This window comes from Bacillus sp. MAG717A, assembly GCF_036884855.1.
Taxonomy (GTDB): Bacteria; Bacillota; Bacilli; order Bacillales; family Bacillaceae; genus Bacillus; species Bacillus safensis.
Genome location: NZ_CP145733.1, coordinates 2,069,651 through 2,089,031, shown reverse-complemented (window position 1 = coordinate 2,089,031; position 19,381 = coordinate 2,069,651). Strand labels below are relative to the sequence as shown.

Sequence of the window (19,381 nt, the reverse complement as noted above, 5' to 3'; positions counted from 1 at the left end):
GGCTTCTCCCCCTTTGACATTTATGCTTGAAATAATGCTTCAATATGACCAATCGCCCAGTCTAAATCTTCTTTAGATATCGTGAGCGGCGGTGCAAAGCGGATGACGGTCTCATGGGTTTCCTTACATAACAGTCCTGCTTGTTTCAGCTTCTCGCAATAAGGTCTCGCAGCCTCTGTCAGCTCCATGCCGATAAATAATCCGCGGCCGCGCACTTCCTTGATAACAGGACTTTGAATGCGCGTGAGTTTGTCTTTTAAGTATTCGCCAAGCTCCATAGAACGCGCTGCAAGTTTTTCGTCGATTAAGACATCTAGTGCAGCCAGCGACACCGCACACGCAAGAGGATTGCCGCCGAAGGTAGAGCCGTGAGATCCAGGGTTAAACACACCTAATATATCGCGGTTTGCTACCACACACGAGATTGGGAATACACCGCCGCCTAAAGCTTTCCCAAGAATCAGCATATCTGGTTCAATATCTTCCCAGTCACATGCAAACATCTTGCCTGTTCGCGCTAATCCGACCTGAATTTCATCTGCAATGAACAGCACATGTTCCTTTTCACAAAGCGCTTTCGCTTCCTTCAAGAAGCCCTCTGGCGGCATGACAATTCCCGCTTCTCCTTGAATAGGCTCGACCAGAAAAGCCGCTGTTTGTGGTGTAATGGCTTCACGTAACGCTTCAATATCTCCGTAAGGAATCAGTTTGATGCCTGGAAGCATTGGACCGAAACCTCTTTGATATTCTGCTTCAGAAGAAAGGGAAACTGCCGTCATCGTTCTGCCATGGAAATTTCCGACGCACGCAATGATTTCTGCGCGATTGTCTTCGATTCCCTTGACGTCATAGCCCCAGCGTCGTGCTGCTTTTATAGCTGTTTCTACCGCCTCAGCTCCAGTATTCATCGGGAGTGCCATCTCTTTATTCGTCAGTTGACAAATTTTTTCATACCAAGGGCCAAGCTGATCATTGTGAAAAGCTCTTGAGGTCAGTGTCACACGGTCTGCCTGTTTTTTGAGCGCCTCAATAATGCGGGGATGGCGATGGCCTTGGTTCACTGCGGAATACGCACTCAGCATATCCATATATCGATTACCTTCAGGGTCTGTCACCCAAACTCCTTCAGCCTCTGAAATCACAATTGGCAGCGGATGATAGTTTGCCGCACCGTATTGTTCCGTTTGTTGAATCAATTCATTTGTCTGTGTCATCGTCTATTCCTCCTTCTATAAGCTAGCCTTTTTCAAATTAGGTTCATCTACACACATATGATATGCAAGGATCGTGCCAACTTTCTGCCTGCATCATGGCGATGATTGTACAGGTTATTTGTGCAAAATATTTTTGCACCAGCAAAATTTTTTAGAGGAAACCGCAAAATTTTTCATGTAAAATAGAGGTAACGTCTGGAGGTGGCGCAATGAAAGAAGATTCGTATACTGCAAAGCTGGAAAATGAGATTGATCTGTATAAGCAAATGCTCGATTTAATAGATGTCGGGGTTCATGCAATTGACGAGAATGGCAATACTGTTGTTTATAATAAAAAAATGATGGAAATTGAGTCTTTGAAACGCTCTGATGTTCTCCATAAAAATGTATTAGACCTCTTCGTCTTCCAAGACGAAATGCACAGTACGCTTGTCCAAGCGCTGCGAACTGGGAAACAAACCGTTCATGCAAAGCAGACGTATCATAATTACAATGGAAAAGAAATCACAACGATTAATCATACATACCCGCTCGTTCGAGATGGTCTCATCCAAGGAGCGGTTGAAATTTCGAATGATGTGACCAAGCTGGAACGGCTGATTCACCACAATATGAAGAAAAAAGGAAGCACACGCTTTACCTTTGATTCCATTATTGGACAAAGCCCTGCGTTTTTAGAGGTGATTGAGCATGCAAAACGAGCGACACGTACCTCTTCCTATGTGCTCATTGTAGGAGAAACAGGGACAGGAAAAGAATTATTTGCTCAAAGCATTCATAACGGCAGCAGCCGGTCATCTGAACCATTTATTACCCAGAATTGCGCGGCACTGCCTGATAATCTCATTGAAAGTCTGCTCTTTGGTACACAAAAAGGGGCTTTTACCGGCGCAACTGATCAGCCCGGTTTATTTGAACAGGCGCAGGGTGGTACACTTCTGCTTGATGAGATCAACTCATTAAATCCTGGTCTTCAAGCAAAACTGCTGCGCGTATTACAGGAGAAGCGGGTGAGAAGGTTAGGCAGCACAAAAGAAATCGCTGTTGATGTAAGAGTCATTGCCAATATGAATGAGGACCCTGTGGATGCTATCGCAGGCGGACGCATGCGCAAGGATTTATTTTATCGGCTAGGTATTGTCACCTTATTTATTCCGCCGCTTTCTGAGCGAAAAGAAGATATTCCTACGTTTGTCAGTCATTTTATTCAAAAATATAATGAGCTGTTTCAAATGGAGGTGAAGGCGGCTGACGAAGAGGTACTAGCCCTTTTTCAAGCGTATGATTGGCCGGGGAATGTACGGGAACTGGAGCATGTGATTGAAGCGGGGATGAATATGATGATGGATGAGGATTACTTAAGCATGCATCACCTTCCATATCATTTTAGATTTAAGCACGGGGAAGGTCGTCCTGCAGCGCAATTACAGACGAATCCTTTGCAGCATACCGCAGCAGCTGACACGTTTATTTATACAAGCCCAGAACATACGACTGATTTTCAAACCCAAATGGAACGATTCGAAAAACAATACATCGTCCATTACTTAGAAAAAATGGACGATAATATTTCACAGACTGCAAAGATATTGGGCATGAGCAGGCAAAGTCTGCAATATCGCATGAAGAAACTGCATATTTCTCGTTCATAATAGAGCTGTGCCCTCATTCGGCACAGCTTACTGTGGTTCTGACTGTCCTGCCGGTTCTTGACTCACATCACTCAGCAGTTTTTCTACATTTTTTAAATGCGTGAGCATCGCTCTTTCTGCTTCTTCTGGCTGTCTTGCCATAACAGCTTTGTAAATGTGTTCATGTTCTTTGTAAAGCTGCCGAATGGAGGCTTTCCTTGAAAACAAGACGACTTTTCTCGTTTCCCGCATTGTTTCTACCAGCAAGGTGGAGACCTGATTCATTAACGCCTTTAATAAATCATTCTTTGAGGCTTTGGCTAAAGCGAGATGGAAGGAGAGGTCTGCCTCTTCACCAATTTCTTTATTCGCTTCTGCGAGTTTCATTTGTTCGAGTGCCTCATGCAGCTGATGAAGGTCATCGTCCGTTCGCAAAAGCGCTGCCTTTTTGACAGCACCCGTCTCAATAATGGTTCTTAATTCAAGGAGCTGCGTGATATCATGCTGCTTCATCAAAAATGCAGGAGACAGACTAAATGTGAGCTGCTCAGGATCGAACTGCTTCACATACGTGCCTTCCCCTTGCTTCATATCTATTAATCCGATCGCTTTAAGAGCAGACAGTGCCTCTCTTACAGCGGAACGGCTGACTTGAAAGCTTTCTGAAAGCGCTTGAACCGAATCTAATTTTTCCCCTGGAAGAAGCTCACCTGTACGAATGGATTCAATTAATGCATCCGCAATTTCTTCATATATTTTTTTTGTTTTGATTTGTTTATATTTCAATTGGTCTCACCTCATCACTGTTGTCTATCCCTATCGGCTCATGCCCTATCTTATACTTTACCCCAAAATTTCCGATCACACGTCTCCCCTCTTTAATTTTCAAGAAATCTTCGGCTGCCTTGCTTCCAACAAAAAAGAAGCACGTGCCATGTTCTGGCAAGTACTTCTTTTTAATCGTAGCGCTTCCTCAGCGTTGAGGCTGGAAGATTCATTTGTTCGCGATATTTTGCAATGGTTCTGCGCGACACGCGGATGCCAAAGGTTTGCTGAAGCAGCGTCATGATTTGCTGATCTGAATACGGTTTTTTCTTATTTTCCGTTTGAATGAGCTCTGCAATGTGCGTTTTGACTGTGTAGCTGGACGCCTCTTCTAGCGAATGCCCTTCTAATTTTGCTTGGAAAAATTGTTTCATTTCCATGAGACCATAAGGGGTTTGCACCATTTTCCCTTTTACAGTACGGCTCACTGTGGACTCATGGACTTGCAGTATATCTGCGATCCGTTTCATGGTAAGCGGTTTCATTTTATGTTTCCCTGTTAGGAAAAAATCCGTCTGATGTGAGATAATCTCACGAACGACATGAGTCATCGTTTGCTTTCTTTGCTTCAGCGCTTGGGCAAGCCAATTGTACTGCTGCTCTTTTTCCTTTAAATACGTGTATGCTTCGTGCCTCTTTTGTTCTTGAATCATGGCGAAGTAGCCTTCATTCATTTCAACGTCTGGAAAAGCGCGCTGATTCAGCTCAAATGTAATGTGATCCTGCACCACAGTAATCGTCACATCAGGCTCGATATACACATGCTCTTCATCAAATGAGAAATGAAGGCCTGGTCTTGGTTCAAGCTGAGACACTTCATCTTGTACGGCTTGGAGTGTTTTCATTGAAACACCTGTTTTCGCCGCAATTTCCTTCCAAGCCTTTCTGGCAAAAAGAAAGAAATGCTCTTCGATGATCCGCTCGGCTTCATACCAGCGATCCTTTTTTCTTCTCAGCTGAAGAAGGATGCATTCCTGTAATGATCTTGCGCCAATCCCGGCAGGCTCTAGCGATTGCAGCTGATGAAGGACGGCTTCTACTTCTTCAGGTGGCACTTCTAAGACAGCTGCCATAGCGTCAATCGGTTCATTTAGGTAGCCATTGGAATCAATGGACTCAATCATAAAACGAAAGATTCTTTGATTCTTTTCACTTAAATTCAAATCAATCGCCTGTTTTTTTAAAAACATTTGCAGGCTTTCTTTTTGATGCGTTCGATACGGCTCTGTCATTCGTTCTTGTGATTTTTTATGATAAACTGGTTGATAGCTGTCCGTGTCTTTCCGCTCAATCAGAGGGTTCTCAAGCGCTAACTGGTCAAGATACTCGCCGAGCTCTGCGCAATTCAGCTGCAGCAGCGTAATGGCCTGCCTGAGTTCTTGTGTGAGCACCTGCTTTAATACCTGTTCTTGTTGCAGTTTAAGGCTCATTGTCTCCCCTCCCTCTCATCATTTTACATGAAGATTGACGGACCGTATATACGAAATAGGAGTGATTTCTATGTCTGAACTTTTTTCCGTCCCATACTTTGTCGACAACTTGAAACAGCACATCGCCATGAACCAAAATGAAGACAAAGTTCATGCGATGAATGCCTATTACCGCTCAGTAGTGTCGACGCTTGTTCAAGACCAGCTGACCAAAAATGCGGTTGTATTGAGACGAATTCAGCATCTTGATGAAGCCTATCAAAAGGTGAAAAAAGAAAGCGAATGAACGAAAAGAACACCCTTTGTCAAGATGGCAAAGGGTGTTTATCATATGCGGAAAGCTTCTGATCCAGCCGCGATTTATACATCATCAAAAAACCTGACCGCCCTACAGTATAGATGATAAAGGCAAACCATAGACCATGATTGTGCCAAATGGGCGTGACCGCGGTTTGAACTACGATAAACAAAATCATTGCAAACAGCATCGAATTTCTAACAGGGACAATTTCTGTCGCACCTGTAAATACGCCGTAAATGACCAAACCGAAACAAGCCGCAAACGGATAAAGAACAAGCCAGTCTGCATAGCGTAATGTCACGTCAAGCAGCTGAGGGAGACTTGTAAACAAGCTCAATATCGGTTCTTTTAATAGAAAATAAACCGCCGCAATGACACATGCCATAACAAGTGCCCACTGCCTTGAAAGGGTTAAAGTTTTTTCATAAAGAGAACGGTCATTTGCACCAACTGACCGCCCAACAAGGATGCTGGACGCATTGGCAAAACCATCGAACAAATAAGCCATGATGTAGTGAATTTGAAATAAGATGGCATTGGCTGCCAGCAGCTCTGTACCAAAAGAAGCACCTTTTGCTGTAAACATGTTGATGACCACTAGCAAACAGATCGTGCGGATAAACAAATCTTTATTCACATGAAACATTTTCTGCACTGCCTGTGTATCCATGATTTTCTTAATGGAAGGCATCTGGAATCCGTTTGACGAATGCTTCATGATGATCCATGCCCCTAACACAAAAGCGGTTAGTTCAGATATCAAAGTCGCTGCCGCAACTCCTTTGACCGCAAACGAAAACACATGAACTAGCAGAAATGCAAGAGCCATATTCATGACATTGATCAAGATTTGTAAAGAAAGGGCTTCTTTCATTTTTGCCATCCCCATGAGCCAGCCCAATATGACATAATTCATTAAAGTAAATGGCGCTCCCCAAATGCGAATATGAAAATAGTCTGCGGCAAATTGACGGACATCAGCATCAGGAGAGATCACTAGAAAAGCAGATTGAATAATCGGCCATTGCAGGGCAATAAAACAAAGTCCGACGATGATGGCGACGAAAAAAGGTCTTAGAAAAGCAAGAATGCCCTGCTCCTCATTCTGCGCTCCGTTTGCCTGGGCGGCAAAAGCAGATGTACTTACCCGTAAAAAACCAAACAGCCAATATAATGTACTGAAAATGAGACTGCCGACCGCAACGCCTCCAATATAAGCGGGATTTGCGAGCTGACCGACAACCGCTGTATCAACAGCTCCAAGTAATGGAGTGGTCATCGTTGAAATTGTTAAAGGAATGGCCAAAGCTAAATACGCTCGATGGTTCACGATGCCACCTGCCTTTCATGAAAAATAGCCTCTTCTCAAAGAGGCGCAAATTGCCTGCAAAGGGCTAAAATGATCTTTATTTTAGCCCTTTGTCTTCCTTTCAGCGTGATAGAAAACCTTTGCAGTCTAGGAAGGACGAGCACCGGAGCGGAGCGAATTTGACATTCGTGAGCACCGGAGCGCAGAACTGACAAAGAATGCGAGGGTTTGTCTACACGCTGAGCCTCTTCTCAAAGAGGCGTTGTTAATAAACCTTTACCGAACCGGTCTGCCAATCGTTCGTGACAAAGGATGGTCTGCGAGCATTGCATCTCTCATTTTTCGCACCGCTTCCTCTTCTGATGAAAAGAATTCTTCTTTTGATTGAAATTGGGCCACAAGCTCTCCTTGATCAAGAATCGCCAATTGATCACTTAAGTGATAGGCTGCTGTCATATCATGTGTAATAAATAAGTAAGCCACACCCAGCTCCTTCTTTAATTCTACTAATAAATCTAAAATGACAGCCTGTGTAACCATGTCTAAGCTGCTGACAGATTCATCAAGTACAATGAGCTTTGGCTGGAGCAATAAAGCTCTAGCGATGTTGATCCTTTGCAGCTGGCCGCCGCTGAATTGGTGCGGATATTTAGACAAATCCTTTTCAGCGAGCCCGACTCTTTCCAGCCAGTGAATCAATACATTTTTACGTTCCTTTCGGCTCATGGTTTCATAGTTTTCAAGCGGTTCAGATAAAATTTGTTCAACTGTCCATCTTGGATTTACCGCGGAATAGGAATCCTGAAACACTGCTTGCACATGCCGGCGAAAATGCTTACATGTTTTCTGATCTGCACGATAGACATCCTGACCTTCAAAAAGTACCTGTCCAGCTCTTGGTTTCTCTAAACCAAGTATGATACGGCCAAGTGTACTTTTCCCTGCGCCGCTTTGTCCCAGCAGCCCAAGACAGGTGCCTTCTTCAATATTCAAATTGACGCTTTTCAGGACGGGGGCTGCGCCTTTTTTTCTCATTAGAAACGACCGGCTGTTGTATGCATGACTGACTGCTTTTACTTCTAATAAATGCAAGGGCCTTCTCACCTCAAATCGGGCAAACAGCTGGGATGGATGGACGAGCTGCTAATAGTTTTTTTGTATAATCATGCTTTGGTTGTTCAAAAAGTTCAAGAACTCCTGCCTTTTCAACAATTTCTCCTTGTTTCATGACGACAACTTGATCTGCCATTTCAGCAATGACACCAAGATCGTGGGTAATGAGTAAAATGGCCGTTCCATAGTCATGACGAATTTGGTTCAGATGCTGAAGCACCCGTTTCTGATTGTGTACATCTAAAGCAGTTGTCGGCTCATCTGCAATGATGAGAGGCGGGTGCATACAGGCAGCCATGGCGATCATGATACGCTGCAGCATCCCTCCGCTTAATTCAAAGGGATACTTGTTGAACAGCTGGTCTGGCTGAGGCAGGTTCATTTTCGCTAACGCATCCATTGCCTGTGCTTGCGCCTGCCTTTTACTGACAGAAGTATGCCGGCGGATGGTTTCAACCAGCTGATGTCCGATTGTCCATACCGGCGTAAAACTGTTCATGGGATTTTGCATAATATACGAGATGTCTTTGCCGCGAATGGACCGCATATCCTTTTCACTTATACCGATCAATTCTCGTCCCTGTAATGTGATACTGCCAGTGACTTCAGTTGTTTTTCGATCAAGCATACGTAAGATCGACATACTTGTCACTGTTTTCCCGCAGCCGCTCTCACCAATTAATCCAAGGATTTGACCGCGCCCTACTTCAAACGATACTTCTTGAATAAGAGGGGTTGTCCCTTGAGGTGTTTTCGTATGCACATGCAGGTTCTCTATTTGTAAAATGGACTCTTGCACATTGATCATTCCTTTACACACGGCGTTTGATGCCATATTTCTCTGAAAGGGCTTCTCCTAGTAAATTAAACAGAATCACCACAGTCATGATCACAAGACCTGGGTACAGCATCAACTGAGGATACGTTTGAATATACGACTTCCCTTCATGAATCATTGCTCCCCATTCAGGCATAGGAGGCTGAACCCCTAATCCGAGGAAAGACATCGCAGAAATGTCCATAATCGCCCAGCCCATTTCGAGTGTTCCAATAACTGCTAATGGCGGCAGGACATTGGGAATCATATGCTTTCTCATGATATTCCAGTGCGAGGTCCCACTGATTTTTGCAGCTGCAATAAAGTTCTGTTCTTTTAAACTGAGCACCATCCCTCGGAAGACGCGGGCATAATACACCCATTGCACAAGCATCAAGGCTAGTACGACTTGAGAAAGTCCCGGACCGAAGATGCCGACTAATCCAAGGATCAGCACTAGGTTTGGAAATGCCATGACACCGTCACAGATTCTCATCAAAACATGATCAATCCAGCCGCCTTTGTATCCTGAAAACAGGCCGACAATTAAACCAATGAATAACGAAGAAAGAAAGATTAATAACGCACAGCCGAGCGAAACACGTGCACCATATAAAATACGAGATAAATTGCACCGCCCTAATTGATCTGTTCCAAGAGGATACTCCCACGAAGACCCCTTTAGCTTCATCGCTAGATTGACAGCTGCCGGATCATGTGGAGCGATCCATGGTGCACATATTGTCACAATCAGCAGGAGACCGAGCAGCAGGGCGCAGATCGAGATCATCTTTTGATGAGAGAAGAGATGTTTTACTTTTGTCGTCATTGCTGGCGGCCTTCCTTTCTAGAAATACGGGGGTCAATAATCAGCTGGAATAAGTCAACGATCAAGCTGCTCAAGATAAAAATACAGGCTGACATGAGGACATAAAATTGAATGACTGGCAGATCCCGGTTAAAGATCGATTCAATAAAAAAGCGGCCAAACCCTGGCCATGAGAAAACGGCCTCTACAATAATGGTTCCGGTTAACAGCTTGCCGAGGTTCACCCCAAGTCCGGTCAGCATCGGCGATATCGCAATTCTGAACACATGCTTGAACATGATCGATTGTTCCTTCAATCCTCTGATTCTCGCATATTGAACGAAAGGCTCTTGAAGCGCCTCACTCACACTTGACCGTAACAGCCTTGTATACGTAGCAATTAAAGGGACTGCCAGTGTGATGGACGGCAGAATGAGATGCTCCCATGTGCCAATCCCTTCAACTGGTAAGAGGTCAAGCTTCACTGAAAAAAAGAAGATGAGCAAATACCCCAAGACAAACGTCGGGATAGATGCTCCTAAGAAAGAAATAAGCCGGCTCACATGATCAACGGCACCATTTTTCCTCATGCCGCTGAAAAAGCCGAGTGGAATGCTGACACAAATAGCGATCAGTAGACTGGTAAGTGCCAATTGAATCGTCGCCGGTATTCGATAAATCACGTCATCAACGACAGGCTGATTCGACATATACGACCGGCCGAAATCAAGGTGAATGACTTTTTCAATGGTACGAAGATACTGCATATAAAATGGCTCATCTAAGCCGAATTCACTTCGTTTTTGCGCTAATATTTCATCCGTAGGCTGGATATGAGCCGCTGCTAAATATGCCTCAGCCGGGTCAACTGGCGAAAGGTGAATCATACCAGTTGTGAGCAGTGTGGCTAATAAAAATACAGGAATAATTGATAGCACTCGTTTGACGATATAGCGGCCCATTTCCTTACCTTCCTTCTGTTACTTCAGCTTAATGCCTGTGAAAGGATGTTCATCACGATTCGCAGGGAATTCAAAGTCCTTCACAGCTTTTTGATAAACGGCTGTCTTTTTAAAATAAGAGATTGGCACAATTGCCCCTTGATCCTGTAAAGAGGATAAGACGGACGAATACAGTGCTTTACGTTTCTTTTCATTTGTTGTTGATGGAATTTCCGTCATTTCTTTGATCAGCTTTTCCTTATTTGAGTAGGCTGAGATGGCTTCTTTGAATCCAAAACCATCTGATGAGAGAACGTTCATAAATGTATGCGGATCATACGGCGCTCCGTAATTACTAAAGAAGTTCATATCAAACTTATTGGCTTTAAACCGCTGAACCTGTGTAGCCAAATCCACACCCTCAAGTTTGACACCAACACCAACGGCTGCCCATTCTGCTTGCAGCGTCTCAGCCATTGCTTTTTGAATCGATTCTGCCGAGTCATACATCATGCTGAACTCAAGCTTTTTCCCATCTTTTTCTCGAACGGATTTTCCTTTTGGAAGTGTCCAGCCCGCTTCATCCAGCAATGCTTTGGCTTTGTCCACATCATATTTGAAAGACTTCACTTGAATGTTTGACGTATACGGCATGTTTGTCGGCAGGATGTGATCTGCTTCATCCTCTAAACCAGAGGTGACCCCTTCTACCATTGATTTTTTATTGAACGCATATTGAAGGGCGTGACGCACTTTCTCATCTGACAGCTGATCCACTTTTGTGTTCATGACAAGCTGTCTCGTTGCAACAGGCTCTGACATTTTCGTTTCATACTTGCCGCTTGCCTCTAGCTGTTTGTAAGAATCAAGGCTAATGGTTCCTTCTCCGTAAAGTAGATCCACATCTCCTTTTTCAAATGCCATGACTCTCGTTTCCGCATCTGGGATGACCTTTACCTTGATTTCTTTTACCTTTGGTTTTTCTCCCCAATAATGATCGTTTCGTTCGAAAATGGCATAGTCATCTTTTTTATATGTTTTTAAAACCCAAGGGCCTGTCCCGACTGGTTTTTCAATTCCTTTTGACGTATCTCCGTTTTTAGGGAAGCCTGCTTCACCTAAGAAACGAACTGGACGAACAACGGCTAATTCTTGCACAGTTGGATAATATGGTGCTGTTAATGTGATTTTAAATGTCTTTTGATCAACGGCTTCTGTCTTTTTGATTTTCTTAATGACACCTAACCAGCTATGTAAATCTTTATTTTTTAAAATCGTATCAAAGTTCTTTTTAACAATATCCGCATTAAATTCAGAGCCATCTGAGAATGTTACTCCGTCTCTTAAATGGAACGTATACACCTTGCCATCCTTTGAAACATCCCATGATTTCGCTAATTCTGGTTTCAGCTTTCCATTCTTTTGATAGCTCACCAACGGCTCATAAATCATTGATTGTGCAAACAATTGTGATGGGTTGTATACGTGTGGATTCATTTCACCAACATCTCTTGGCCACGCCATTGTGATCATGTCAGGGTGATCCTTATTTCCATCCGCTCCATTGCTTGTTTGAGAGCATCCTACTAATAAAAAGAGAATAAGCAGGAAGGGTAACACAGTATTTATTTTAATTTTCGGAAAATTATTCCAAATAGTCATAAGTTGTTCCTCCTAATTGATGCTGATAATCATTTTCATTTTAAGGAGGAAGAGAGCCCTTGTCAATATCATATTTGAAACGAAATGACAACGATCGTTCCTAATTAATCCATAAATTGAGAAATTTGATAGAAAGAGAGGCAGGCTGCTTACGAATGAGCAGCCTGTGAAGAGGTAAATGTTTTTTCTCGCAGCATGTCATGAAGTATATGGATGATACGCTCCTGTTCTGCATCTGTCATGCTCGTTCCAGACGGGAGACAAAGCCCCCTCTCAAATAACAGCTCGGATACAGGCGTCCCTTTTTCCGCAGTATAAAAAGGGCAATGACGAAAGAGCGGCTGCTGGTGTAGCGGCTTCCATACATGCCTTGCTTCGATTTGTTCTTTTTCTAAAGCAAGAATGATATCTGCTGGAGACAATTTTGTATCACGTTCAATGGTCAATGCCGTCAGCCAGCGGTTGGATTTCGTTTCTTGATATTCTGGCATCAAATGAAGACCCTCCGCTTCTGATAAAGCGTCCTGATAACGCTGGAAAATGCGGCGCTTTTGATCAACACGTTCGTCCAGCACTTCCATTTGAGCAATCCCGACACCTGCTAAGAGGTTGCTCATGCGATAGTTGTATCCCATCTCTTGATGCTCATAGTGCATGGCTTGTTCTCTTGCCTGTGACGCAAGAAAGCGGCATCGTTCAATCGCTGCTTCATCATCACTCACAAGCATTCCGCCCCCTGATGTTGTAATGATTTTATTTCCATTAAAAGAATAGATACCGAACCTGCCCATTGAGCCGCTTTTCCTTCCTTTATACAGCGAACCTAACGATTCAGCCGCATCCTCAATGACGGGTACATCATATGCTTCACACAGAGCCATGATCTCGTCCATTTTTGCACTTTGCCCATATAGATGGACGACAATGACCGCGCGAGGTTTTTTACCAAGACGTTTTGACTCAACAAAGGCTTTCTCTAAAGAGAGCGGACACATATTCCACGTCTCCCTTTCAGAATCAATAAAAACGGGCGACGCTTGTTCATATAAAATCGGATTTGCCGTTGCAACAAACGTGAGGGTGGAACAAAAGACAATGTCTTCTTTTTGTACACCTATCAGCTTTAAAGCAAGGTGAATCGCCGCTGTTCCTGAGGATAAAGCCGCGCCTGTCTTCACTCCTGCATAGTCCGCTACTGTCTGCTCAAATTCATTCACAAGCGGTCCAAGCGGCGCAATCCAGTTGCTCTTGAAGGCTTCCTCTATTTTGAGATACTCTTTTCCGCTCATATGCGGAGGAGATAAGTAAATTCGCTTCTTTTCTTTCATCACTTTCCACCTTCTTTCCGATCTTTGATTTCCATTGCAGGAATTCCTACCGCAACCTTCTGATCATGTATATCTCTTGTCACTGCTGCTCCAGCGCCAATGACCGTCCAGCTTCCAATCGTTGTACCCGGTATCACCACGGCACCTGCCCCAATATGTGCACCCTCCCGCACGGAAACACCGCCAGTCAGAACCGCGCCTGGTGACAGGTGCACAAACGATTCGAGTATGCAGTCATGCTCCACGATAGATCCTGTATTCATAATCGCATGCTCACCGATGGCTGCATCTGCTTGTACCACTGCCCTTGCCATCACGACAGTCCCCCTTCCAATGACAGCTGACGGACTTATGACCGCCTCTGGATGAATGAGTGTGGCGTACGCTGTGTTTTCAAATGAGAGGCGTTCCTTCATGAGCTGTCTGATCTCATTTTGTCCGATCGCAATCAGCCATTTCATATGTGGCATGGTCTTTCTCAGCTGCTCACTCATGTATATCGGTCCATACAAAATCCCGCTTTGAGTGACCTCCTCTTCAAATTGATCATCTAACACCGCACATAATGAGTAATCGGAATGTGCAGAAATGAGATCTTGGATGACTTTGCTATGTCCTCCAGCCCCAATTAAACCAATGGTTTGCTTCTTACATATCGGTTCCTTTGAATTTTTCAGCTGTGGCATGATCCGGCTGCTGCACCCCCTCTGTTTTCATGACTTTCAGCAAGGTCATCCATAGAATTTTCATATCGAGCCAAAACGATTGATGCTCGACATACCAAAGGTCATAGGTGAATTTCTCCTCCCAGGAAAGCGTGTTTCGGCCGTTCACCTGTGCCCATCCTGTTATGCCGGGCTTTACAAGATGACGCCTTGCTTGTTCCTCTGTATACATAGGCAAATACTCCATCAAAAGCGGTCTTGGCCCGACGAGACTGAGCTCTCCTTTGAGTACATTGACAAGCTGCGGCAATTCATCAAGACTAAGCTTTCGAATCAAGGCGCCGGTTTTTGTTAAACGCAGATGATCTGGCAGCAGCTCCCCATGTTCGTCGCGTTCATCGGTCATTGTCCGAAATTTATAGAGCATAAAAGGCCTGCCATACAGACCAGGCCGCTTCTGCCGAAACACCACAGGCGTTCCAATTTTCCATCTAATCAGTCCATAGATGAGAAGAAAAAGAAGACTGCCTGCGATGAGCAGCGTCAATGCCACCATCACATCGATCATTCTTTTCATCATTGCATCTCCTTTTCATATTAGCGGGAGACCGCATGTTTTACCTTACGCATCAGCTGCATCCGCTCTCGTTTCGTTCCTGCAAACAGATACAAGTAGCCTATATAGAGAATGAAACAAAGCCCGCCAATACAAAACAGCTCCCACCATGAAGTCACGTTATATACCGCTTGAATTCCTGCGCAGACGCCCCAAATAAATAGCGCTCCTGCAAGCGGAACCAGCGTATGCTTGTAAAAGATGGTGCGTTTCTGATTCGTGATGCTAGCCGTATAAAATGGCAGAAACACAATATTTTTGATCAATAAAACCATTGCCCCCGCGGATGCAATGCCATATAAACCGAGCTGCAGCATATGAGTCAATCCATAGGCAAAAAGCACATTAGACACACCTAATATAAGGGTGACAACCGCAGGAACTTTAAAACGATTAAACACGGTTGGCACATATGTGAGCGGTAAAAACATCAAGGTCAAACATAAATAAGCCGCATGAATCATGAGAAGCCATTTCAGCTCCTCAAAAGCAGGGCCAAGCCATAGAAGCATGAGCGGACCAGCGAGACCTCCTAAAAGCGCGGCTGGGAACGCAACAAATAAGCCGCTCCACTTAATAGCGTTTGCAGCATATTGAATGAGCCCCTCTTTGTCCTGATTCGAATAAAATTTCGTGATTGTTGGTGCAAACACAACGGCCAGTGTCCCTGCCAGTGTGCGTAATAATAATGGAAACTGTAAAATCGCCGCATATTTGCCTGTCGCTTCAGCTCCAATGAGCAAGTTGGTCATCAATAAATCAATTTGTAAAAACAACAAAATCCCCATTTGCTCAAATGAATGCCAGACCCCTGATCGAACAAGAGTGAGACTAGACGATAATGAGACATGCCGCCACTTAAACGAAAACCAAGGGATGAGTTTCTTAAAATAATAGATACCGATTCCCATAGCCGCTAAGCTTCCAATGACGGCCGCAAGTGGAATATGCCAAATGGCTGGTGTCGTCCATGTAAACAGGATGACAATCATCAGTGCTCTCAGAAACATTTGAATTGCCTGTCCAACACTTGATACATAGAGCTTATTCGCATAAAACGGTGCAGCCCCAATGCCAGACATGACGAAATTGAGCATAAATAAAAGACCCCCTAAAATAAAGGCGGTCTGTGTGTCTTTTGCGAGATGAACGGGCACATGAAGCCACTCAACCAGCTGATGAGATATGAAAAGACAAAGCAAAAAGAGACTGATAGATAGTAAAAACGAACTGACGAAATAGGAAGCGAGATAGCGCTGCGCCTTCTCCATCTCTCCTTTATGAGCCGCCACAGAAAAAAAACGCACAACAACCGCACTTAACGAAGCGGTAATGACCGATAAATAGTTGATCATATTTTGCGTCAGATGGATTAAGCCGAATGCTTCCACTCCAAGCGTATGAACAATATAAGGTGTTAAACAAACAGACATGAGCATCATCAGGACAAATGTGATTAAGTTCGCACTGGCATTATAAAGAAACGCTCGATTCATTGTGCTTTCACGCAGCGTTTAAGAGCCCTCATCCAGCTTCCTCTCCCTTTTGACCACTTGTTTTCATCAGCTGATGAACGGCCTCTTTCACAGCGGTCTCATTTGGTTCTTTTAAAAGGGTCATAAACGGAAGGTGAGCCACCCACTCAAATCCCTCCATCACCTTATGATCAAACGACCTAAGGACAACACACGGTGTATGAGTGATCGCACAAAAGATCATGCCATGCAGACGATCTGTCACGACGACCTGTGCTTGTTTTAACTCCGTCCATAAAGCCGTTAACTCCTCCAAGCGAGTTGTTCGATCGACCCGTCTGCCAATTGTCGTTGTGATCAAACCGACTTGATCATATGTCTCTTGAATATACTGCTGCAGCTGCTGGCGCTCCTCCTTTGTGAGATATGCTTCTTGATCCTCACGCAGACAAAGCAGAACCCCTTCACGTGTTTCATCCTTTGATGATTCGTCTAATGACAGCACCATATCAGGCTGTTTCCACACATCTTGATCAGGAAAATGCTGCTTCATCCATTCATAGGTTGTTTGATCTCTTGCCATGAGGAGCAGTCTTGGGTGCTGCTTATACGTGTGTATGGCGCGTCGTTCCTCCCTTTTCCCTTTCTTTGTTTCTGTAAAATGAACAGTGGCAGGCAGTTGAATCATGGGATAGGACTTGAAGGTCTTGATGATAAATTGTCTCGTCCATTCTTCGTACCGGTATAAATCCCCAATATTGCCCCCACCGATGATACAGACGATGTCATCTGGATGCCGGCTGCGCTTTAGCGGACGGGCGAGGCGATAGATCTCTTTCATGTCCACTTCTATGATGTCATAGGCTGGAAAGTGTTTCTTTAAAAAACAATAACTCGCATAGGCAATCGCATGATCCCCTAAATTATCATGTCCCGGCAGCAGCGTGAGAATGATTTTCTTCTGATGACTCAGCTCTGGCAGCCTTTGGCGGCTCAGTCTATACTCAAGCGGATATTTGACCTTTAAGAGCAGCCACTCTGCGGCGTTTGCCTTCAATTGCTGCAATGTCAATCCCATCACCCCTATTTCCTTGTCTGATATTCGATCCATTTTTGATAGCTTGATGCCGCAGCAGAAAGCGGATAAATCAATCGACACTTAGCAAGAAATAAAATCATACGCTTTCGAGCTGTGAGCTTCGATGGTTCCACTTGTTTGACAGCATGCTGGAAAGCATCGTGTGTCACCATTTCCCGCATGTGACCAAGCTTTTCCTGAATAGAGAGATCATTTTGGCTCTTCCATTCGTTGAGCATACAATGAAGCGTATGATTGACGATAAAAAAGTCTAATGCTTTCTCATACAGAGAGACGTCATCATACTCTTTTAAAAACGAGTGCTGTGCATGATAAAAGGTCAGTCCATGATGGAAATACTGCTTCTGATATCGCTGTACAATAGATGACAGATGAACCCTATAGTAATAAAGGGGCTCATGAACAAAATCGATGCTGCGTGATAAAGAAAAACAGCGCAGCGTCACATATTGATCTTCAATGTTTTCAAGCTCACCCCGCAGCGGAAATCGAATGTGGTGTTTTTCCATAAAGGTACGCCGATACAGCTTATTCCATGAGAATCCAGTCAAGTCTCCGTGTAATAATGCTTTGATTAAATCCGTTTTTTCGGCTGACCGCTTGTCTAACAGCGTCGTTGGTATCGTTCTCTTTGACTGTTCAAATTGAATCCAATACTCACTCACAACAAGATCTGCCCCGGTCATTTCGGCTTTTTCGTACATAGCTTCACAGTAATGAGGAGCGAGAATATCATCTGAATCCACAAAGGCGAGATACGTCCCTTTCGCTTCCTCGATGCCCCTGTTTCTCACAGCGCCTAACCCTTGATTGGATTGATGGATCACCCGGAAACGCTCATCACGCTCAGCAAATGCTTCAAGACATTCTCCGCTGCGGTCGGTCGATCCATCATTGATAAGAATGACTTCTATATCAGAAAAGCTTTGATCCGCAATTGATTGAAGACATTGCTCCACATATTGACTCGTATTGTAAACTGCGACCAATAGACTGATAGCTGGCATTAAAGCATGCCCCACCTTTCTTCAAATCTACTTTGTAAAAATCGTTCTATACGGCAAAACCGAAGAATCGAACGGCATCAGCATGATGCTGTACAGAATATAGCAAACAGCAATCCCTACATACATAAACACATTAGACCGCTGATCAAAAATACGTGTGAAATATGGCAGTAAAATGAGCTGATACAAACCAAAATAAATATGAAATCTTGCATAAATGATATCCTTCGTTGCAAGGATGCCAAACAAGAAACCAAGCAAACAAAAATTCACAATGTAATCACTCTCAGGTGTCAGCTCACGAAGTCGTTTCCGATAAAAGAAAGCGAGCAGAAGCGGCAAAATCAAGACACCGATTTTTGTCACATTCATTCCATTCGTATTCGTTGTGAGCCATTCCTCGTAATGACCATATGAACTTCCTTGCAGCATCACGACAAACACTGAGACAAAACGGTCATAAAGCGCGGTTAAGCCTAAGAAAATCAGGCATAAGAACAGCATCATCCAAGACCAAGCCTTTGTCCTCACAATAAAATAAACAGGAATCATGATGAGAGCCGATGAATGAAACAATGAACATACAAGGACGAGCGGAAAATACAATTTCCACTGACCATTGATCACCAACCGGATGGCATAAAAAAGAATCGCTGCCACCATATACTGACGCATGCCATTAAATGACGCATAATAATGAAAGGTCCCAAGAAAAAGCAACATACTCAGCTCAAATGGACGGCCATATTGAATAAGTGTCTTGATAATAAAAAAATAAGTAATGGCTCCGACTGAGATATACATGATTTGCGGATCATGAGACAGTTGATTAAGCATCCATAAAATAAACGTAAACCCCGGATCCGTTGCGGCTTTATCCACACCGAATCCGAATATATGCCAAGGCCTTTCATAGTTGATGGAGAACTCATACATCTGTCCATATGTGACAAAATCGGTTCCTACTTTGTACCGAATCCCAGAGACAATACAAAGAAACAAAAACGGAAAAAACACAAGAAGCTTGTTAGGCCGCCATCCGCTTTGAATGGTATCATCACGTCTGCCGTAAAATGCGGCAAAGCTCGACCATAAATAGACCATGATCATGTTCACCAAATAAACCGCCATCTGCCATTC

18 protein-coding genes are annotated in these 19,381 nt (G+C 44.0%); 2 read left to right on the top strand and 16 right to left on the bottom strand.

Translation table 11 applies throughout. From position 1 onward, the window contains the following. Positions 1-20: 20 nt before the first annotated feature. A complete protein-coding gene (locus tag V6Z54_RS10585) occupies positions 21-1,214 on the bottom strand; it encodes an ornithine--oxo-acid transaminase (protein ID WP_338527309.1) in 1,194 nt (397 codons plus the stop codon). A 209-nt stretch (positions 1,215-1,423) separates the two neighbouring features. Between V6Z54_RS10585 and V6Z54_RS10580 the strand changes: the two genes are divergently transcribed. After that, on the top strand, positions 1,424-2,866 hold the full coding sequence (locus tag V6Z54_RS10580; RefSeq protein ID WP_338527308.1) for a sigma 54-interacting transcriptional regulator: 1,443 nt from the start codon (positions 1,424-1,426) through the stop codon (positions 2,864-2,866). Positions 2,867-2,893: 27 nt separating this feature from the next. Here V6Z54_RS10580 and V6Z54_RS10575 read toward each other — a convergent pair whose 3' ends face one another. Both V6Z54_RS10575 and rpoN read right to left on the bottom strand, forming a co-directional pair. Beyond that, positions 2,894-3,631, bottom strand: coding sequence for a FadR/GntR family transcriptional regulator (locus V6Z54_RS10575; RefSeq protein WP_073978998.1), 738 nt, complete (start codon positions 3,629-3,631; stop codon positions 2,894-2,896). 170 nt (positions 3,632-3,801) lie between these two features. After that, positions 3,802-5,100, bottom strand: a complete 1,299-nt coding sequence (gene rpoN / locus V6Z54_RS10570) for an RNA polymerase factor sigma-54 (protein ID WP_073978997.1) — start codon at positions 5,098-5,100, stop codon at positions 3,802-3,804. A gap of 70 nt (positions 5,101-5,170) precedes the next feature. Here rpoN and yvfG point away from each other — a divergent pair, with 70 nt between their 5' ends. Next, on the top strand, positions 5,171-5,386 hold the full coding sequence (gene yvfG / locus V6Z54_RS10565) for a protein YvfG (RefSeq protein ID WP_338527307.1): 216 nt from the start codon (positions 5,171-5,173) through the stop codon (positions 5,384-5,386). A 19-nt stretch (positions 5,387-5,405) separates the two neighbouring features. Here yvfG and V6Z54_RS10560 read toward each other — a convergent pair whose 3' ends face one another. The 13 genes from V6Z54_RS10560 to V6Z54_RS10500 all read right to left on the bottom strand — a co-directional run bounded on the left by V6Z54_RS10560 (position 5,406) and on the right by V6Z54_RS10500 (position 19,372). Next, entirely contained in the window at positions 5,406-6,731 is a 1,326-nt protein-coding gene (locus V6Z54_RS10560) for an MATE family efflux transporter (RefSeq protein ID WP_338527306.1), read from the bottom strand. 255 nt (positions 6,732-6,986) lie between these two features. Beyond that, positions 6,987-7,802, bottom strand: a complete 816-nt coding sequence (nikE, locus tag V6Z54_RS10555) for a nickel import ATP-binding protein NikE (RefSeq protein WP_041088196.1) — start codon at positions 7,800-7,802, stop codon at positions 6,987-6,989. Positions 7,803-7,815: 13 nt separating this feature from the next. Then, entirely contained in the window at positions 7,816-8,631 is an 816-nt protein-coding gene (gene nikD / locus V6Z54_RS10550) for a nickel import ATP-binding protein NikD (protein ID WP_338527305.1), read from the bottom strand. Positions 8,632-8,635: 4 nt separating this feature from the next. Beyond that, positions 8,636-9,469, bottom strand: a complete 834-nt coding sequence (gene nikC / locus V6Z54_RS10545) for a nickel ABC transporter permease subunit NikC (protein WP_338527304.1) — start codon at positions 9,467-9,469, stop codon at positions 8,636-8,638. Further along, a complete protein-coding gene (gene nikB, locus V6Z54_RS10540; protein ID WP_041088194.1) occupies positions 9,466-10,410 on the bottom strand; it encodes a nickel ABC transporter permease subunit NikB in 945 nt (314 codons plus the stop codon). The genes nikC and nikB overlap by 4 nt, the downstream gene beginning before the upstream one ends. 18 nt (positions 10,411-10,428) lie before the next feature. Continuing rightward, positions 10,429-12,051 carry a nickel ABC transporter substrate-binding protein gene (gene nikA / locus V6Z54_RS10535; protein ID WP_338527303.1) on the bottom strand — a complete coding sequence of 541 codons (1,623 nt, stop codon included), beginning with the start codon at positions 12,049-12,051 and terminating at the stop codon, positions 10,429-10,431. A gap of 149 nt (positions 12,052-12,200) precedes the next feature. Next, a complete protein-coding gene (locus V6Z54_RS10530) occupies positions 12,201-13,379 on the bottom strand; it encodes a DegT/DnrJ/EryC1/StrS family aminotransferase (RefSeq protein ID WP_338527302.1) in 1,179 nt (392 codons plus the stop codon). After that, entirely contained in the window at positions 13,379-14,065 is a 687-nt protein-coding gene (locus tag V6Z54_RS10525; protein ID WP_338527301.1) for an acetyltransferase, read from the bottom strand. The genes V6Z54_RS10530 and V6Z54_RS10525 overlap by 1 nt, the downstream gene beginning before the upstream one ends. Then, positions 14,028-14,621: a sugar transferase gene (locus V6Z54_RS10520; protein WP_039181552.1), complete on the bottom strand. Its 594-nt coding sequence runs from the start codon at positions 14,619-14,621 to the stop codon at positions 14,028-14,030. The genes V6Z54_RS10525 and V6Z54_RS10520 overlap by 38 nt, the downstream gene beginning before the upstream one ends. 20 nt (positions 14,622-14,641) lie before the next feature. After that, complete coding sequence (locus V6Z54_RS10515; RefSeq protein ID WP_338527300.1) at positions 14,642-16,156, bottom strand: MATE family efflux transporter; 1,515 nt, start codon at positions 16,154-16,156, stop codon at positions 14,642-14,644. 28 nt (positions 16,157-16,184) lie between these two features. After that, complete coding sequence (locus V6Z54_RS10510; RefSeq protein WP_338527971.1) at positions 16,185-17,207, bottom strand: polysaccharide pyruvyl transferase family protein; 1,023 nt, start codon at positions 17,205-17,207, stop codon at positions 16,185-16,187. 11 nt (positions 17,208-17,218) lie between these two features. Beyond that, a complete protein-coding gene (locus V6Z54_RS10505) occupies positions 17,219-18,241 on the bottom strand; it encodes a glycosyltransferase (protein WP_041088184.1) in 1,023 nt (340 codons plus the stop codon). Between the two features lie 27 nt (positions 18,242-18,268). Beyond that, on the bottom strand, positions 18,269-19,372 hold the full coding sequence (locus V6Z54_RS10500) for an EpsG family protein (RefSeq protein WP_338527299.1): 1,104 nt from the start codon (positions 19,370-19,372) through the stop codon (positions 18,269-18,271). Positions 19,373-19,381 lie beyond the last annotated feature (9 nt).

Excerpts from the sequence above, each read along its gene's own strand:
- V6Z54_RS10520 (WP_039181552.1), bottom strand. The coding sequence starts at position 14,621 with ATGAAAAGAATGATCGATGTGATGGTGGCATTGACGCTGCTCATCGCA.
- V6Z54_RS10525 (WP_338527301.1), bottom strand. The coding sequence starts at position 14,065 with ATGCCACAGCTGAAAAATTCAAAGGAACCGATATGTAAGAAGCAAACC.
- V6Z54_RS10530 (WP_338527302.1), bottom strand. The coding sequence starts at position 13,379 with ATGAAAGAAAAGAAGCGAATTTACTTATCTCCTCCGCATATGAGCGGA.
- nikB (WP_041088194.1), bottom strand. The coding sequence starts at position 10,410 with ATGGGCCGCTATATCGTCAAACGAGTGCTATCAATTATTCCTGTATTT.
- V6Z54_RS10585 (WP_338527309.1), bottom strand. The coding sequence starts at position 1,214 with ATGACACAGACAAATGAATTGATTCAACAAACGGAACAATACGGTGCG.
- yvfG (WP_338527307.1), top strand. The coding sequence starts at position 5,171 with ATGTCTGAACTTTTTTCCGTCCCATACTTTGTCGACAACTTGAAACAG.
- nikC (WP_338527304.1), bottom strand. The coding sequence starts at position 9,469 with ATGACGACAAAAGTAAAACATCTCTTCTCTCATCAAAAGATGATCTCG.
- nikD (WP_338527305.1), bottom strand. The coding sequence starts at position 8,631 with ATGATCAATGTGCAAGAGTCCATTTTACAAATAGAGAACCTGCATGTG.
- V6Z54_RS10505 (WP_041088184.1), bottom strand. The coding sequence starts at position 18,241 with ATGCCAGCTATCAGTCTATTGGTCGCAGTTTACAATACGAGTCAATAT.
- V6Z54_RS10500 (WP_338527299.1), bottom strand. The coding sequence starts at position 19,372 with ATGGCGGTTTATTTGGTGAACATGATCATGGTCTATTTATGGTCGAGC.
- nikA (WP_338527303.1), bottom strand. The coding sequence starts at position 12,051 with ATGACTATTTGGAATAATTTTCCGAAAATTAAAATAAATACTGTGTTA.
- V6Z54_RS10515 (WP_338527300.1), bottom strand. The coding sequence starts at position 16,156 with ATGAATCGAGCGTTTCTTTATAATGCCAGTGCGAACTTAATCACATTT.
- rpoN (WP_073978997.1), bottom strand. The coding sequence starts at position 5,100 with ATGAGCCTTAAACTGCAACAAGAACAGGTATTAAAGCAGGTGCTCACA.
- V6Z54_RS10580 (WP_338527308.1), top strand. The coding sequence starts at position 1,424 with ATGAAAGAAGATTCGTATACTGCAAAGCTGGAAAATGAGATTGATCTG.